The sequence below is a fragment of the Sphingosinicella sp. genome (genome assembly GCF_052388015.1).
Taxonomy (GTDB): Bacteria; Pseudomonadota; Alphaproteobacteria; order Sphingomonadales; family Sphingomonadaceae; genus Allosphingosinicella.
Window position 1 is genome coordinate 1 of record NZ_JBQTIN010000152.1, and the last position, 16,193, is coordinate 16,193.

Consider the following 16,193-nt stretch of genomic DNA (forward strand, 5'->3'; position numbering starts at 1 on the left):
GCTTCATCTTCGGCCGGCTGATCGGGCGCGAGGACAACAAGCTCCACATCCTGCCGCTCGGCGCCGGCGGCCGCCAGAGCGTGGTCACCGATCCGCCCTGGGCGGCGGTGGCGGTGAAGCTGATCCGGTCGCTGTGAGCGAAGACGACTATGACGTGCGCTATCGCGGCCGCGATGCGCCGGAGTTTGGCGACTATGTTTTCGAAATCTGGCTGGGGCCGCGCAAGGTCGCCGAGGTGCGCCACGACTTCCGCGGCGAAGATTGCCAGATCGTCACGCAAGAGGGCTGGGAATATTGCGACTATCCGTTCGAAGGCGCGCGCCCCTGGCGGGTCAGCGAAGCGGGCCGCGCGTTGCTCGACCGAATCGCCGCGAAGCGCTGAGTGCCTGTTGCTGGGGCGACCTACAGGTGCCGCGTCTCGGCCGGCGGGTTCCACCAATTGTCGTTGCGGCCGTCCATATACTGGACCGGCAGAGCGGCCAGCGTCGCATCGTCGACATCGTCGAGCGTAGCGACATAAACCGAGACATAGGCGCCGCCGATCTCCTTCACATAGCCATGGCCATAGACGCTGACGCCGCAGGTTCGGCAGAAGCGATGATGGCCCTGCATCGAGCCGAACTGATAGTCGCCGAGCTGGTCCTCGCCCGACAGCAGGCGAAAGTCCTCCGGCTTGATGCCCGCGCCCCACATCCTTTTCTTGGCGCAGATCGAGCAATTGCATTTGCCGGTGCCGGCATCGAGGTCGATGTCCGCCTCGTAACGGACCGCGCCGCAATGGCAGCTGCCGTGATAGGTTTGCTTCGCCATCGGTGTTCTCCCATCCAGCGCCGTAGCCCGCCGTCGTTGAAGCCATGGCGGGCAGCCTTCGCAAACCTCCGGCTGGCTGGCCAGCCGTAGCTTTAGCGAAGGCTGGTGGGCGCTGACGGGCTCGAACCGCCGACCCTCTCGGTGTAAACGAGATGCTCTACCAGCTGAGCTAAGCGCCCGGATTGACGCGCCCTGCCATCGCTGGTCGCGGCGGGCAAGGCCGCGTCAGAGAATGAGCGGGCTGATCCGCCTGGCCGCGCGCAGATGGTCGGCCAACGTCCGCGCCGTCTGATCGGACAGGTCGATAAACACCCGCCGGCCGTCGCGGGGATCGGCGACCCGCACCAGCAGCCCGCGCTCGGTCAGCGTGCGGATCCAGCGCAGGGCCGTCGTCGCCGGCACGGCCGAGGCGATGCAGAGGCTGGAGACCGCGACCGGCGATCCTTCCAGCCGCGCCGCCATCAGATCGAGCAGCATGTCCCAGGCTGGATCGGCGAACAGGCAGGCCGGAAAATAATTCTCGCGCAGCCGCCGGGCACGGATGATCGCCCGGATCGCCGCGGCGTCCAGCGCCTCGTCCTCGCCTTCGCCGCGAACCGTTTCCGGTTCCTCGGCGAGCGTGGCCAGCGTCTCGGCGATCCGGCCCACATCCTCGGACAGCTTGCGCAGCATGTCGTGGCCGTCGCGGCCGACGTCGTGCAGCCGCGCGCTTGCCGGCGTCACCAGCGCGGCGAGATCCTCGAGCCGCTGCATGGGCGTCGGCGCGCTGGAGAGCCGGATATTGTCGTGCCAGGCGATTGCGTCGTCCATCAGCGATGGCGAGGCGCTCAGGGCGATGCGCCGCCCCGCCTCGGCTTCCGCGTGAAGCCACTCCAATAGTCCGGAGGTCGGATCGCCATCGATCTCGATCGCCAGTGGCACGCTCGCCACCGGCAGATCGACATTGGTCGAAATCGTCTCGCTTGTGCCGCGCACCGGGATGCCGGCGCTCTCAGCCGCATCGCGCCAGCGCGCGACGGCATCGCGGCTGTCCCCCAAAATGAATATCGCCGGATCGGATCGATATTCGATCATCGCCAGCGGATCATGCGACATTTGCCCCCCGATCGCCAGTGCGTCCGCCGAAGCGGGATGGCGTGAGCAACGTCTGTTCGGAATCCGGGACTTACTCCGAACTGGACGCGGTTAATCGCGCCTAAGTCGCTGATCGAACCGATATTTCGCCAAACCGGAGCGTCTTCGGCACAGCAACCGGCTTGGGCGATGCCATGCGGGAACGGCGCACATCGCAGACCAAAAAAAGATAGTCGCGATAACAGACCGTCGCTGTCGCGAAACTCAATCCGAAATGGATGCAGTTTGGACCGATTCGCAGGCTTTAGTGGCCCGAGCCCATCGACTTGACGAGATTGTGAAGAGGTTGAGCGCCCCGCGCTCAACCCATGGACTTCACAATCTCCTCGACCATCTTCTTGGCGTCGGCGAGCAGCATCATCGTGTTGTCGCGATAGAAAAGCTCGTTGTCGACGCCGGCATAGCCGACGCCGCCCATTGATCGCTTCACGAACAGCACCGTCTTCGCCTTCTCCACGTCGAGTACCGGCATGCCGTAGATCGGCGAGGAGCGGTCGGTCTTGGCGGCCGGATTGGTCACGTCATTGGCGCCGATCACGAAGGCGACGTCGGCACGGGCGAACTCGGAATTGATGTCCTCCAGCTCGAACACCTGCTCATAATCGACCGCCGCCTCGGCGAGCAGCACATTCATGTGCCCCGGCATGCGACCCGCGACCGGGTGGATCGCATATTTGATATTCACGCCCTCTGCTTCCAGCAGGTCGCCCATCTCCCGGAGCGCATGCTGCGCCTGCGCCACCGCCATGCCGTAGCCCGGCGCGATGATCACCAGCTCGGCCTGCTTCATCAGGAACGCCGCGTCCTCGGCGCTGCCGCGCTTCCACGGCCGGTCGATCGCCGCCTCGGCGCCCGCCGCCACGTCACCGCCGCCGAAGCCGCCGGCGATGACCGAGATGAAGTTGCGGTTCATCGCCCGGCACATGATGTAGCTGAGGATCGCGCCCGAGGAGCCGACCAGTGCGCCGGTGATGATCATCGCGCTGTTCTGCAGCGTGAAGCCCATCGCCGCGGCTGCCCAGCCCGAGTAGGAATTCAGCATCGAGACGACGACCGGCATATCGGCGCCGCCGATCGGGATGATCAGCAGGAAGCCGATCGCGAAGCTGAGGCCGATCACCGTCCAGAAGATCCACGGCGCCTGATCCTGGGTGAAATAGCCGACCAGGCCGACGATCGCGGCGAGCGTGCCGAGGTTGATGACGTGGCGCAGCGGCAGGATGATCGGCTTGCCCGACATGTTGCCGTTGAGCTTCAGGAAGGCGATCACCGAGCCGGAGAAGGTGATCGCGCCGATCGCGACGCCGAGCCCCATCTCGACCCGACTGTTGACGTGGATAAGACCCGTCGCCGCGTCGGTGAGGCCGAAGGCGAGCGGGTTCAGGAACGCCGCCGCGCCGACCGCGACCGCGGCGAGGCCGACCAGGCTGTGGAAGGCGGCGACGAGTTGCGGCATCGCGGTCATCGCGATCCGCCGCGCCATCACCAGGCCGATGCCAGCGCCGATCGCGATCGCCGCCGCGACCTCAGCCACGAAGCGCAGATCCAGCCCCGCGAGCCCGGTCTGACCGGGCATGTGCGGCGCGTAATGGACGAGCGTCGTGACGACCGCGATCGCCATGCCGATCATGCCGTACCGATTGCCGCGCCGCGAGCTTTCCGGACTGGAAAGGCCGCGCAAGGCGATGATGAAGCACACGCCCGCGACGAGATAGGCGAGCATCACCCAGGCGGGCGCGGCAATGGTCTCATGCATGGCTCAGATCCCCCTGCCCCGTCACCCTAGCGTTCCTTCTTCTTGTACATCGCCAGCATCCGCGCCGTGACCGCGAAGCCGCCGAAGATGTTGATGCTCGCCATCACCACCGCGGCGAGACCCAGCCAGCGCGCGCTCGGGCTGCCCGCCGCCATCGCCGCGATCAGCGCGCCGACGATGATCACTGAGGAGATCGCGTTGGTGACGCTCATCAGCGGCGTGTGCAGCGCCGGCGTCACCGACCAGACGACATAATAGCCGACGAAGCAGGCCAGGACGAAGATCGACAGGATCGTGATGAAGTCCATTCAGTCCTCCCCTGAGCCGGCGCGGGCGACGATACCCTGCAGGACTCCGTCCAAATTCCCAAGCACCTCGGCGGCCGGGATGCGCATGATCTCAAATCGTCGAGCAGCGAACCAGGCGTCGCGAATGGCATCCCTTCGGGGGCGAACCCCTCTACCATGCGCGTCGCCGTCGACCTCGATGACCAAGCGCGCCCGGTGGCAGAAGAAGTCGGCCACGTATGGGCCGGCGGGATGCTGATGACGAAATTTCAAGCCTGACGGACGCTTGCGAAGTTCCTGCCAAAGCAAAACTTCGGGAAGGCTCATTTCCCGGCGCAGCTTTCGCGCCTGCCCCATCGTCTTTTTGGGTCCTTGAAGCATAGCTCAAATCCTCCCCTGCAAGGGGAGGGGGACCGCGAAGCGGGGGAGGGGTGTCAGCGGTGGTGAAAAGCGCGGCGCCAGGCGACGGACGCTGACACCCCTCCACCACGAGCCTTCGGCTCGCGGTCCCCCTCCCCCCTTGGGGGAGGATTTTAGAGGTCCATTCCTCATCCCCTCAGGCCCAGCCGTGTCTCGAGCAGCCGCAGCAGGCGCGCATATTGGACGCGCCAGCTCATGTCCGGAATCTGTGGGCAGGCGACGCGGCGCGTCGGCGATAAGCCCGCGCGCTCCACCGCTTCCGCGCCATGCCGCGCCACCAAAGCCGCCTCGACCGCATCGGCACGGACGCCGAAATCGTCCCGCCAGCGCTCGCGCACCACCTCTGTCCGGAATCCGCCGCACAGGATCGATTGCTCGCGCGCGATCCCGCCATACATCTCCATCGCGCCATAGACGGCAAGATCCGGCGCCCGGCTCCAGCCGCTGCCGGCATGAGCGTCGTCCATCGTCGAGCAGCCCGCCAGCATAGCGGCGGCGATCAGCGCCAGCGGGGCGGCGCGCCCCGTCATCATCCCAGCAGCCGTTCGCTGACGACCTTGCCGCTTTGGGTCAGCCGCGCGCCCTTCACGATCTCATCGTCGTCGGGAAGCGCGAGTGCCTTGGTCTCGGCGTTCCAGAAGGCGCTGAGCAAATTGTAGAGGTTGCGCGAGTAGAGCGCCGACGTGTCTGCCGCGAGCCGGCTCGGCACGTTCCTGTGGCCGACGATCCTGACGCCGTGCCTGGTCACGACCTCGCCCGCAACGGCGCCTTCGACATTGCCGCCCGCCTCGACCGCCAGATCGACGATCACGCTGCCCGGCTTCATCGATGCGAGCTGCGCGTCGCTGATCAGGCGCGGCGCCGGCCTGCCCGGGATCAAAGCGGTCGTGATGACGATGTCCTGCTTGGCGATATGGCTGGAGACGAGTTCGGCCTGCGCCGCCTTATATTCGTCGGACATCTCGGTCGCGTAGCCGCCCGTGCCCTCGCCCTCGATGCCGGCGACCTTCTCGACGAAGATCGCCTTTGCGCCGAGGCTCTCGATCTGCTCCTTGGTCGCGGCGCGCACGTCGGTCGCGGAGACCTGACCGCCGAGCCGGCGCGCGGTCGCGATCGCCTGCAGGCCGGCGACGCCGACGCCCATCACGAACACTTTCGCCGCCGCCACCGTGCCCGCTGCGGTCATCATCATCGGAAAGGCGCGGCCATATTCCGACGCGGCGTCGAGCACTGCCTTGTAGCCGGCGAGATTGGCCTGGCTGGAGAGCATGTCCATCGATTGGGCGCGGGTGATGCGCGGCAGGAACTCCATCGAAATCGCGTCGAGCCCGGCCGCCGCATAGGCGTCGACCCGCTCGCGCTTGCCGAACGGATTGAGCGCGCCGACCAGCAGGGCGCCACTCTTCGCCCCCTCGATCTCCGCCACTTCCGGGCCCTGCACGGCGAGAATGATATCGGCGTCCTTCAGCACCTCGCCGCGCGGGCCGATCGTCGCGCCGGCCGCGACATAATCGTCATTGGCGATGTTGGCGCCCTCGCCGGCGCCGGCCTCGACCGCGACGCTGGCGCCCAGATTGATGAATTTCCTGACCGTTTCGGGGGTCGCGGCGACGCGGCGCTCGCCCGCCGCTGTTTCCTTGAGGACCGCGATTTTCACCCCCGCGTCTCCCCTAATTCGCGATGATGAAGACGACGATCATCGCCGCGACGAAGCTGAGGATCGTCCCCCATTTCATCAGCCCGGTGAAGAAGCCGTAGGTGTCGCGGTGCCGCGCGACCTCGCGCTCCGCATCGCCCGTCGCCGCCATCGTCTCGTCCCTCGCTTCATTGCGTTGAGGCCTCCTACCAACCATAAGCGGCGAAGGGCAAGGCGGCATGGCCCGCGAACTCGCCTTAAGGCCGCCTTTACCCGGCTTGGCCTAAACGGTCCCGCTTTCGGACGAAGGGGACAAGTGATGCGGCCGGATCCCACCCGCTGCCTGCTGCTGATCGACGATGAGCCGGCCCAGCGCCGGCTGGTCGCGGCGATCGGCGCGCGCGCCGGCTGGTGGGTGCGCGGCGCCAACGACATCGAGCAGGCGCGCGAGATGGCGGCCGACCCGCAGGAGCCGAAATGGGACGCGGTCCTGCTCGATCACTGGCTGCCGGGCGAGGAAGGCGCGGCCTTGGTCCGCGAGGTGAAGGCGATCCGGCCCGAGCTTCCGCTGCTTGTCCTCACCGCCCAGTCCACTGTCGCCTGCGCGGTCGACGCGATGCGCGCCGGCGCTTCCGATTTCCTGGTCAAGCCGATCGCGCCGGACCGGCTGCTGACGGCGCTGAACAGCGCCACCGACCGCCGCCGGACGACCGGCGAGCTGCGGCCGCTGTCCGAGAAGATCAGCAAGAGCCTCGGCTTCGAGGAGATCGTGGGTTCCGCGCCCGCCTTTCGCGCCGCGCTCGCTGTGGCGGCCAAATCGGCCCGGGCTCGCGCGCCCGTCTTGCTCGAAGGCGAGAGCGGCGTCGGCAAGGAGATCGTCGCCCAGGCGATCCATGCCGCCTCCCCGCGCGGCAAGAAGCAACTCCACGTCGTCAATTGCGGCGCGATTCCCGAAAATCTCGTCGAGTCGGTGCTGTTCGGCCACGAGAAAGGCAGCTTCACCGGCGCCTTCGACCGCCATATCGGCCGGTTCGAGGACGCCGAGGGCTCGACCCTGTTCCTCGACGAGGTCGGCGAGCTGCCGCTTGAAACGCAGGTCAAGCTGCTGCGCGCGATCGAGAGCGGCGAGTTTCAGAGGCTCGGCTCGCGGATCACCCAGACCGTCGACGTCCGGATCATCGCGGCGACCAACCGGCGCCTCGCGGAGGAGGTCGCCAAGGGGCGGTTCCGCGAGGATCTCTATTACCGGCTCAACGTCGTCCACGTGCCGATCCCGCCCTTGCGCGACCGGATCAGCGACCTCCCCGCCCTCGCCCGCCACATGCTCAACCGGATCGCCGAGCAGCCCGGGATGCGGCACCTCTCGATCACCGATGACGGGCTGGCGGTGCTGATGTCCTATGGCTGGCCGGGCAATGTCCGCCAGCTCCAGAACGCCTTGTTCCGCGCCGCCGTGCTCTGCGAAAGCGACGCGCTGACCGCCGCCGATTTCCCGCATATCGCGACCGAAGCGAGCCATGGCCGCCGCGCCGACGATTTCCATGCGAAGCCGCTGAACGGCCAGTCCTCGACCGCCGCTTATGCCCACGGCCCGGGCATCACGCTTTACCAGGCCGACGGCAATCTGCGCCCGCTGGAGCAGATCGAGGCGGACGTGATCCGTCTCGCCATCGGCCATTATCGCGGCCGGATGACCGAGGTCGCGCGGCGGCTCGGCATCGGCCGCTCCACCCTTTACCGCAAACTCGGCGAGCTCGGCATCGGCGACATCGCCGCCTAGGTTGTTTTTTGCTGCGGCGCACAATACGTCGGAAACCTAATGGCTTGCTCCGTCGTTAGATGACGACGGAGGTATTTGTGACATTTGCGCTTATCGATCGGCCGGTCGCCACGGCCGAGACCATTCCGCTGTTCTCCACTCGGACCGATGCGGGCCTCCGTCATATCGCCCTGCTCGGCAATTTCCCGCCTCGGCGCTGCGGCATCGCGACCTTCACCGCCGACGTCCGGTCGGCGCTCGCCGGGCGCTTTCCGAACCTGGCTGTCGATGTCTTCGCGATGGACGATGGGAGCGGACCCTACGATTATTCCGACGCGGTCTCGACGAGCATCCCTGAGGAAGACCCCGCCGCGTACCGTGCTGCAGCGCAGCGTATCGAGGCGAGCGGCGCCCAGTTGCTTTGGATCCAGCATGAATACGGCATCTTCGGCGGCCCGGCGGGCGCGCATCTGCTCGCCTTGCTCGACGTGCTGACCATTCCCGTCGCGGTCACGCTGCACACCGTCCTCGCCCGCCCCGACGCGAATCAGCGCAGGGTGATGCAGGCGCTGGTCCGCCGCGCCGACCGGCTGTTCGTGATGGCCGAACGCGGCCGCGAGATTCTGGCCGAGACTTATGGCGCACGTCCCGGCCAGGTCCGCGTTATCCCGCACGGCGTGCCGGACCGGCCGCTCACCGACAGCGCGCCGATGAAGGCGCGGCTGGGCTTCTCCGGCCGCAAGCTGCTGCTCACCTTCGGCCTGCTCTCGCCCGGCAAGGGGATCGAGACGATGATCGAGGCGCTGCCGGCGATCGTCACGCGCCATCCGGACGTTCTCTATGTCGTGCTCGGCGCTTCCCACCCCCATCTCGTCGCGCGCCAGGGCGAGGCCTATCGCGAGCGCCTCGCCGAACTCGCCGGCGCGCGCGGCGTCGCCGACCATGTCCGCTTCGTCGACGAGTTCGTCGAGACCGAGCGGTTGCTGGATTTCCTCGAAGCGGCCGACATCTATGTGACGCCCTATCTCGGCGCGCAGCAGATGACCTCGGGAACGCTCGCTTATGCGGTCGGGATGGGCAAGCCGGTGGTCTCGACACCCTATGTCCACGCCGCCGAGCTGCTTGCACGCGGCCACGGCCGGCTGGTCGGCTTCGGCGACAGCGCCGGCTTCTCCGCGGCGATCAACGCCCTGCTCGACAATGGCGATGAGCGCGAGCGCATGGCCCGGGCCAACCATGCGCTCGGCCGAGCCATGCTCTGGCCGCGGCTGGCGGAAGCGGCCGTCGCGGAGATGACGACGATCTTCGAGGCGGGACCGCGCCCCGCCGCGGAGCCGGTCCCGCCGGCCATGCCCGCTCTGGCATCCTTTTCGGCGATCGCCCGGCTGAGCGACGACACCGGCATCCTCCAGCATAGCGACTATGGTGTGCCGAATCGCGCCCACGGCTATTGCGTCGACGACAATGCCCGCGCGCTGATCCTGATGCAGCGCGCCGATGATCTGACCGATTCGCTCTACGCGCGCTGGACGCCGGTCTACGCCGCCTTCGTCCAGCACGCCTGGAACCCGGACGCGGGCCGGTTCCGCAATTTCATGGCCTTCGACCGGCATTGGCTGGAGGAGGCGGGATCGGACGACAGCTCGGCCCGGACACTCTGGTCGCTCGGCGTCACGGCGCGCGACGGCCGCCTGGCCGACCTGAGAGACTGGGCCCGTGGGCTGTTCGAATGCAGCGCGCCTCACTTCCTGGACTTCACATTTCCCCGGTCGCGCGCCTTCGCCGTTCTCGGCGCGGCAGAAATGATGGAGGCGCAACCCGGCCACGAGTTCGCGACGCTATTGCTCGCCACATTCGGGAAGGCGCTGGCCGAAGCGCTCCAGGCCGAACGCCGCCCGGACTGGATCTGGTTCGAGCCCTCCCTCTCTTATGACAATGCCCGCCTGCCCGAAGCGCTGATCCGCGCGGGTGTCGTGCTGGGCCGACCGGAATGGGTTGCCGACGGCCTCGAGGCGCTCGCCTGGCTCGTCGACGTCCAGCGCGCGCCCCTGGGGCATTTCCGCCCGGTTGGCACGGCGAGCTTCGGCATGCCTTACGCCCCGCCGGCGCCGTTCGATCAGCAGCCGCTGGAAGCCTGGGCGACGATCGACGCCTGTGCGGCGGCACATGCCGCGAGCGGCGATCGCGTCTGGGTCGACGCGGCGCTCGCCGCCTGGCGCTGGTACGAGGGCGAGAACGATCTCGGCGCGACCATGGGCGATCCGGCGAGCGGCGAGTGCCTGGACGGTCTCGGCCCGGTCGAGGCGAACCGCAATCGCGGCGCCGAATCGGTTCTGGCCTTCCAGCTTGCCAATCGCGCGATCCGCGCGCTGCTCGATCGCTAGGGGGTTCCGTCCGTCCGACCCAATCGCCATAGGAGCGCCGATGATCGAGCTCCATCATGACGAGCTGCGCCTGCGCGCCGAGCCGGGCCGGGTCGTGGTCCGCCCTTTTCACCTCGCCTGGAACGTGCAGAGCGGCGACAGGAACCGGACCGCTGCGTTGGTCGCGCAGGTGCGCGAGATGGACATGCGCACGGCGCGGTCCGAGCTCGCTCTGGTCATGCGCGATTTCGAGTCGCGTCACTGGCAGACCGAAAAAATCTTCCTCGCCCGCTACGAGGAGCTGGAGGACCAGCTTGGCTTCGACGGCCGTGCGATAAGGCGCGAGAAGAAGCTGCTGATCGGCGCCTATTTCTGCCACGAATACAGCTATTCGGCGGCGGCTTTGATGAATCCCAGCGTCGTTCGGCACCCCGACCAGAGCGGGCTGAGCCACGGCGCTGCCCGCTTCATCATATCGCTGCGGGCAGTGGGCGAGGGCCATATCTCCTCGATCGCATTCCGCGAGGGCATCGTCACGCCGAAGCGCGAGCTTCACTTGCTGGCCGAGCCGCCCTTCGCGACCGCCGCCAACTCGACCCGGCGCGGTTCGATCAAGGAAAGCGAAGGCATCGTCGTTCACCGCCACAAGGACAGCTCGCTCTCCGGCACCGTCCTGTTCCCGATGACCGCGGCGCAACGCAACGGGCTCGAGGATTTGCGCCTCACCGAATTCGTCGACGATGACGGCGAGCGCGAATGGATCGGCACCTACACCGCCTTCTCCGGCACCGGGATCCGCACCGAACTGCTGCGCACGCGCGACTTTCACGACTTCATACTGCAGCCGATGACCGGCACGGCGCCGCGCAACAAGGGCATGGCCCTGTTCCCGCGCAGGGTCGGCGGCCGCTATCTGATGCTGGGCCGACAGGACGGCAAGAATCTGTTCCTGCTCGCCTCCAACGATCTCGGCCATTGGGACGAAGGCAGGCTGCTGCTCGAGCCGCTCTATCCCTGGGAGCTGGTCCAGATCGGCAATTGCGGCCCACCGATCGAGCTCGACGAGGGCTGGCTGGTGCTGACCCACGGCGTTGGGGCGATGCGCAAATATGCGATCGGTGCGGCGCTCCTCGACAAGGAGGACCCGTCGCGCGTGCTCGGCCGCACCGCCCAGCCCCTGCTCTCTGCGGCCGACGACGATCGCGACGGTTATGTCCCCAACGTGGTCTATACGTGCGGCACGCTCAAGGTGGGCGATGACCTGTTCATGCCTTATGGCGTCGCCGACATGTCGGTCGCCTTCGCCTTCGTGCCGATCAAAAGCCTGCTCGCGGCGATGGCGGGATGAAGTCCGTTCGGCGACTCATCGCCAAGGGCGGACACAGCCTGTAGGAGACAGCGATGCTCGCGATCGCCGCCCTCACCCTCGCCGCCCTGTTCTCCGGCGCGGCGCTCTATGTCCTGTTCGCCGAGCATCCGGCGCGGGGACGGATCGAGCCCACGGCGCAACTCGTCCAATGGAAGTCCGCTTACGCTCATGGCGCGGTGATGCAGGCGTCGCTCGCCGGCCTCTCCGGCCTCGTCGGGATCGCGGTCTGGCTGCGGTGGAACGACCTGTTCTTCCTGGCCGGCGGCCTCGTGATGCTGGGCGCGATCGCCTACACCTTCGCGGTCATGTGGCAATTGAACAACCGGCTGAAGGCGACCCCGCCGGAAGCGGTTTCCGCCGAGACGGTGGCGATGCTGGGGCGCTGGGGCCGGCTCCATGCGGGGCGCACGTCGATCGGCCTCGCCGCGACCGCGATCTACGCCGCCGGTCTCTATCGCGCGCTGACCTGAGGGAGACGAGGATGCCATTCGAGGGTGGCTGCCATTGCGGCGCGGTCCGCTACACGGTCGACGAGGATGCGCCGACCAAAGCGATGGAGTGCAATTGCTCGATCTGCCGCCGGCGGGCGCCGCTCCACCATTTCACGACGCCGGACAAGTTCACGCTCGAAACCTCGCGCGACGCGATCGGCACCTATCGCTGGAATACCGGCAATATCGGCTTTCATTCCTGCAAGACCTGCGGCTGTGCGCCGTTCGCCGAAGGGCAAGGCCCGAGCGGCCCGATGGTCGAAATCAACCTCCGCTGCGCCGACGACATCGACATCGACAGCCTGACGATCGAGAAGTTCGACGGAGCGCTCAAGGTGCCTGGTCCGAAATAACCTTCGGGCGCCGCACGTCCCGAAGCGGGACGGGCGGTTTCCCTGTCCGTTCAAGCACTTGATCGCCATGGCCGCGCGCGCATAGGCGCGAGCGCATGACGCGGCTCGTCCGGCTCCTCCGTGCTCTCGGCCTGGCGCTGGCCTGCCTCCTCGTGCTGCCTCTGAGCTCCTGGACCGCGACCGGTGCGGCATCTCCGGCCCGCGCGTCGGTCACCATTCCAATCCTGCCGGCGCTCGATGTCGATCCCGATATCGCGGCCTTCTATCGGGAGCGCGCCTACCGGCCGGTCTGGGTTCAGGACGGCCTGCTTCGGCCGGAGGCGGCGCGACTTGAAGCGCTCGTGCGTGGCACCGCCAACTCGCCCGCGCTGCGCACCGCGCTCGATGCGGCGGCCGGTGGCAATCGTCACTGGCTGACCCGCGCCGATCTGCTGCTCAGCCAGGCCTATATCGCCTGGGTCCGCGCCCATCATCGCGCGCCCGCCGCCAATGCGATCCGTTACATCGACGCCGGGCTCGCGCCCGCGCCCCGCCGCGCCGACGACCTGCTCCGGGAACTGGCCGAAGCGCCCTCCTTCACGCGCCATTTCGACGAGATGGAACGGATCAACCCGGTCTTCGCCGGCCTCACCCGCGCCCTCGCCAATTTCCACGGCGATGCCGCCCAACGCCGGCTGCTGGAGGCCAATATCGAGCGCGCCCGCGCGATCCCGGCCCGCCCCTCCGGCCGCTACATCCTGGTCGACGCCGCCTCGGCGCGCCTCTGGATGATCGAGGACGGCCGCATCCGCGACACGATGCGGGTGATCGTCGGCAAGCCGGCGATGCCGACGCCGCAGCTCGCCGGGCTGATCCGCTACGCCGCGCTCAATCCCTATTGGAACCTGCCGCCCGATTTGATCCGGCAGCGTGCCCGCGGCGGCGCGGCGGCGATCCGCGCCGAGCGGCTGGAAGTGCTCTCCGACTGGTCGCCGCAGGCGCGGCGGCTCGATCCGTCACAAGTCGACTGGCGCGCGGTCGCGGCCGGGAGGCGCTTCGTGAACCTGCGCCAGACGCCAGGCGCGCACAATATGATGGGCCGGATCAAGTTCATGCTGCCCAACGATCTCGGCGTCTATCTGCACGACACGCCGTTGCGCGGCCTGTTCGCCGGCGCCGACCGGCGGCAGAGCTCCGGCTGCGTGCGGGTGGAGGATGCCGGCCGCCTCGAGCGCTGGCTCTTTCGTGGCCGCCCACCGCGCCCGAGCGGCGCACCCGAGCAGCGCGTCGACCTGCCGGAGCCGGTGCCGGTCTACATTGCCTATTTCACCGCCTTGCCGAGCCAGGATGGTGTCGCATTCCTGCCGGACGTCTATGCGCGGGACGGCGTCAGCGCCGTATCGCGGAGGCCGCGCCAGACGCGGAGCGCCTGAAGCGTTTCCGGCACGTCGTGGACGCGGATGAGCTGCGCCCCTTGCTCCGCCGCCTTCATGGCCAGCGCCAATGAACCTCCCAATCTCTGATCCGCAGGCGCCTCGTTGGAAATCGCGCCGATCGTCCGCTTGCGGCTCGCGCCGAGCATGATCGGGCAGCCGAGGCCGTGCAGCATCGCAAGGCCGTTCATGATCTGAAGGTTGTGCTGCACGGTCTTGCCGAAGCCGAACCCCGGATCGACGACGATCTTTTCGCGCGCGATCCCGGCCGCCGTCGCCGTCACGATCCGCTCCTCCAGCCAGTCAAAGACTTCGAGCAGCACGGGCCGGTGGTAACGCGGATCGTCCTGCATGGTCGCCGGATCGCCCTTGTGGTGCATCAGCACGATCGGGCAGCCGGCGCGCGCCACGACCTCCGCCGTGCGCGGGTCCCAGGTGAGCGCCGACACGTCGTTGACCAAAGCCGCGCCTGCGCCCAGCGCCGCTTCCATCACGCTCGCCTTGCGGCTGTCGATGGACACCGCGACGCCGCCGGCCGCCAGCCGCCTCACCACCGGCTCGACCCGCGTGGTCTCGTCCCCTTCCCAGACCGGCTTCGCGCCCGGTCGGGTCGATTCGCCGCCGACGTCGACGATCGCCGCACCCGCCCCGGCCATATCGTGCCCGGCCTGGATCGCGCCTTCCACGTCGGCGAACCGTCCGCCGTCCGAGAAGCTGTCCGGCGTGACGTTGAGAATGCCGACCACCTGCGGCTGATCGAGCCGGACCGTCCGCTCGCCCAACGACAGCGAGGCACGTGGCGACGTGATGTTGGTCCAGGCCGTCCGCGCCGCATCCCCGAGATCGGCCAGTCGAGCCTCGAAGGTCTCGACCGGCACCAGCTCGACGCCGGCATCGCCGACAATCTCCACTGCGGAAAACCAGTTCAGCCCACCCGCGAGCCGCGCGACCTTGCCGTCATGGCCGAACGGCGCGTCGACGAAGCCAGTGGGGCGGAGATAGAGTCGGCCGGTCATCCGCCGGCCTTAGGCCAGCGCGGCGAGATAGTCCTGCCTGAGCGTGTCGAGCACGACCAGCATGCCCTCCCGCTCGACATGCCAGAACGTCCAGCCATTGCAGGACGGCGCGTTCTGCAAGCCGGCGCCGACCTTGTGAATCGATCCTTGCGTTCCGGCGATCTCCAGCGTGCCGTCGGCGCGCACGGCCGCGCGCCAGCGCCGCTTCGAATCGGTCAATTCCGCGCCGGGCACGATCATCCCGCTTTCCACGAGCGCGCCGAACGGCACCTTGGGCTGCGCCGCGCGCGCGCCCATCGTGCGCATCGCGCTCTCGTCGAGCGGCAAGGTGGATTCGATCCGCGCTTTGGCGACCTCGATGTAACGGCTCTCGCGCTCGATCCCGATCCATTCGCGCCCGAGCCGCCGCGCCACCGCGCCGGTCGTGCCGGTGCCGAAAAAGGGGTCGAGGACGACGTCGCCCGGCTTGGTCGAGGCGAGCAGCACCCGATAGAGCAAAGCTTCGGGCTTCTGGGTCGGGTGCGCCTTGGCCCCGTCCTGCTTCTCGCGCTCCGCGCCGGCGCAGATCGGGATCACCCAATCGGAGCGCATCTGCAATTCGTCGTTGAGCGCCTTCATCGCGCGATAGTTGAAGGTGTAGCGGCTGTCCTCGCTCCGGGAGGCCCAGATCAACGTCTCATGGGCGTTGGTGAAGCGGGTGCCGCGAAAGTTCGGCATCGGGTTCGATTTGCGCCAGATGATGTCGTTCAAAATCCAGTAGCCCGCGTCCTGGAGCGCCGCCCCGACCCGGAAGATGTTGTGGTAGGAGCCGATCACCCAGAGCGTGCCGTTCGGCTTCAGGATGCGCCGCGCCTCGGCGAGCCAGGCGCGGGTGAAATCGTCGTAGGCCTGGAAGGTGTCGAACTTGTCCCAGGCGTCGTCGACCGCATCGACCCGGCTTCCTTCGGGCCGGAACAAATCGCCCCCGAGCTGAAGATTATAGGGCGGATCGGCGAAGACCATATCGATGCACGCGTCGGGCAGACGCTTCATCGCCGCGACGCAATCGTCCTGCAGGATCTGGCCGAGCGGCAGCTCCGGCTTCGTCGCCGCCTCTTTCGGCCGTGTCAGGCCGAGACGCCCCATCACGCTCATCTCTACCGCCCCCCAGGTTCGGACGGCCATGCTGAGTCACCCGGACTCCATGGTCAAGTTCAGACACTTGCAGAACATGGTTAACAATCGGTTGAGCTTGTGGGGAACGAAACCGGCCCCCGCAACATCTGGTGGTGCGGACCGGCTTCGGGACTCAACCGGCAGTAGTGTGGCGTGAAAGACTCGCCCTCCCGTCATTGCGAGGAGCGAAGCGACGCGGCAATCCAAGCAGCACTGGATTGCTTCGCTGCGC

Annotated in this window: 17 protein-coding genes, 1 tRNA gene and 1 pseudogene; 8 read left to right on the forward strand and 11 right to left on the reverse strand. The window is 67.6% G+C overall.

Annotated features, from left to right (window positions below; all coding sequences use genetic code 11):
* Positions 1 to 137 (forward strand): annotated as a pseudogene (locus ACT4N3_RS12465) (XRE family transcriptional regulator); the annotation flags it as partial.
* Positions 134 to 382, forward strand: coding sequence for a hypothetical protein (locus tag ACT4N3_RS12470; protein ID WP_444855548.1), 249 nt, complete (start codon positions 134 to 136; stop codon positions 380 to 382). The pseudogene ACT4N3_RS12465 and the gene ACT4N3_RS12470, both read left to right, overlap by 4 nt.
* 20 nt (positions 383 to 402) lie before the next feature.
* Here the strand turns inward: ACT4N3_RS12470 and ACT4N3_RS12475 are convergent, their stop codons facing one another.
* From ACT4N3_RS12475 to ACT4N3_RS12515, 9 genes are all read right to left on the reverse strand, one after another.
* A complete protein-coding gene (locus ACT4N3_RS12475) occupies positions 403 to 810 on the reverse strand; it encodes a GFA family protein (protein ID WP_444855549.1) in 408 nt (135 codons plus the stop codon).
* Between the two features lie 103 nt (positions 811 to 913).
* Positions 914 to 989 (reverse strand) — tRNA-Val (locus ACT4N3_RS12480).
* Between the two features lie 46 nt (positions 990 to 1,035).
* Positions 1,036 to 1,905: a winged helix DNA-binding protein gene (locus ACT4N3_RS12485; RefSeq protein WP_444855550.1), complete on the reverse strand. Its 870-nt coding sequence runs from the start codon at positions 1,903 to 1,905 to the stop codon at positions 1,036 to 1,038.
* Positions 1,906 to 2,245: 340 nt separating this feature from the next.
* Positions 2,246 to 3,700, reverse strand: a complete 1,455-nt coding sequence (locus tag ACT4N3_RS12490) for an NAD(P)(+) transhydrogenase (Re/Si-specific) subunit beta (RefSeq protein WP_444855551.1) — start codon at positions 3,698 to 3,700, stop codon at positions 2,246 to 2,248.
* Between the two features lie 26 nt (positions 3,701 to 3,726).
* Positions 3,727 to 4,008: an NAD(P) transhydrogenase subunit alpha gene (locus ACT4N3_RS12495; protein ID WP_444855552.1), complete on the reverse strand. Its 282-nt coding sequence runs from the start codon at positions 4,006 to 4,008 to the stop codon at positions 3,727 to 3,729.
* Complete coding sequence (locus ACT4N3_RS12500; RefSeq protein WP_444855553.1) at positions 4,009 to 4,368, reverse strand: endonuclease domain-containing protein; 360 nt, start codon at positions 4,366 to 4,368, stop codon at positions 4,009 to 4,011.
* A gap of 167 nt (positions 4,369 to 4,535) precedes the next feature.
* Positions 4,536 to 4,940 carry a hypothetical protein gene (locus ACT4N3_RS12505; RefSeq protein ID WP_444855554.1) on the reverse strand — a complete coding sequence of 135 codons (405 nt, stop codon included), beginning with the start codon at positions 4,938 to 4,940 and terminating at the stop codon, positions 4,536 to 4,538.
* Positions 4,937 to 6,064, reverse strand: coding sequence for a Re/Si-specific NAD(P)(+) transhydrogenase subunit alpha (locus ACT4N3_RS12510; protein ID WP_444855555.1), 1,128 nt, complete (start codon positions 6,062 to 6,064; stop codon positions 4,937 to 4,939). Before ACT4N3_RS12510 ends, ACT4N3_RS12505 begins: the two co-directional genes overlap by 4 nt.
* Positions 6,065 to 6,077: 13 nt before the next feature.
* Positions 6,078 to 6,215, reverse strand: coding sequence for an aa3-type cytochrome c oxidase subunit IV (locus tag ACT4N3_RS12515; RefSeq protein ID WP_444855556.1), 138 nt, complete (start codon positions 6,213 to 6,215; stop codon positions 6,078 to 6,080).
* A gap of 147 nt (positions 6,216 to 6,362) precedes the next feature.
* On the opposite strand from ACT4N3_RS12515, the gene ACT4N3_RS12520 reads away from it, so the two are divergent.
* The 6 genes from ACT4N3_RS12520 to ACT4N3_RS12545 all read left to right on the forward strand — a co-directional run bounded on the left by ACT4N3_RS12520 (position 6,363) and on the right by ACT4N3_RS12545 (position 13,790).
* The gene (locus ACT4N3_RS12520; RefSeq protein WP_444855557.1) at positions 6,363 to 7,823 is read left to right on the forward strand and encodes a sigma-54-dependent transcriptional regulator; all 1,461 of its coding nucleotides are present in this window, start codon (positions 6,363 to 6,365) and stop codon (positions 7,821 to 7,823) included.
* Between the two features lie 77 nt (positions 7,824 to 7,900).
* Entirely contained in the window at positions 7,901 to 10,186 is a 2,286-nt protein-coding gene (locus ACT4N3_RS12525) for a glycosyltransferase family 4 protein (RefSeq protein ID WP_444855558.1), read from the forward strand.
* A gap of 40 nt (positions 10,187 to 10,226) precedes the next feature.
* A complete protein-coding gene (locus ACT4N3_RS12530) occupies positions 10,227 to 11,513 on the forward strand; it encodes a glycoside hydrolase family 130 protein (RefSeq protein ID WP_444855559.1) in 1,287 nt (428 codons plus the stop codon).
* 53 nt (positions 11,514 to 11,566) lie between these two features.
* Positions 11,567 to 12,004 (forward strand): DUF1772 domain-containing protein, encoded by a 438-nt coding sequence (locus ACT4N3_RS12535; RefSeq protein WP_444855560.1) that lies wholly within the window; start codon positions 11,567 to 11,569, stop codon positions 12,002 to 12,004.
* An 11-nt stretch (positions 12,005 to 12,015) separates the two neighbouring features.
* On the forward strand, positions 12,016 to 12,378 hold the full coding sequence (locus tag ACT4N3_RS12540; protein WP_444855561.1) for a GFA family protein: 363 nt from the start codon (positions 12,016 to 12,018) through the stop codon (positions 12,376 to 12,378).
* Between the two features lie 95 nt (positions 12,379 to 12,473).
* Positions 12,474 to 13,790, forward strand: a complete 1,317-nt coding sequence (locus ACT4N3_RS12545) for a L,D-transpeptidase family protein (protein WP_444855562.1) — start codon at positions 12,474 to 12,476, stop codon at positions 13,788 to 13,790.
* Here ACT4N3_RS12545 and folP read toward each other — a convergent pair.
* Both folP and ACT4N3_RS12555 read right to left on the reverse strand, forming a co-directional pair.
* The gene (gene folP / locus ACT4N3_RS12550) at positions 13,730 to 14,806 is read right to left on the reverse strand and encodes a dihydropteroate synthase (protein WP_444855563.1); all 1,077 of its coding nucleotides are present in this window, start codon (positions 14,804 to 14,806) and stop codon (positions 13,730 to 13,732) included. The two genes, ACT4N3_RS12545 and folP, sit on opposite strands and share 61 nt — an antisense overlap.
* Before the next feature lie 9 nt (positions 14,807 to 14,815).
* Entirely contained in the window at positions 14,816 to 15,940 is a 1,125-nt protein-coding gene (locus ACT4N3_RS12555; protein ID WP_444855564.1) for a site-specific DNA-methyltransferase, read from the reverse strand.
* Positions 15,941 to 16,193 lie beyond the last annotated feature (253 nt).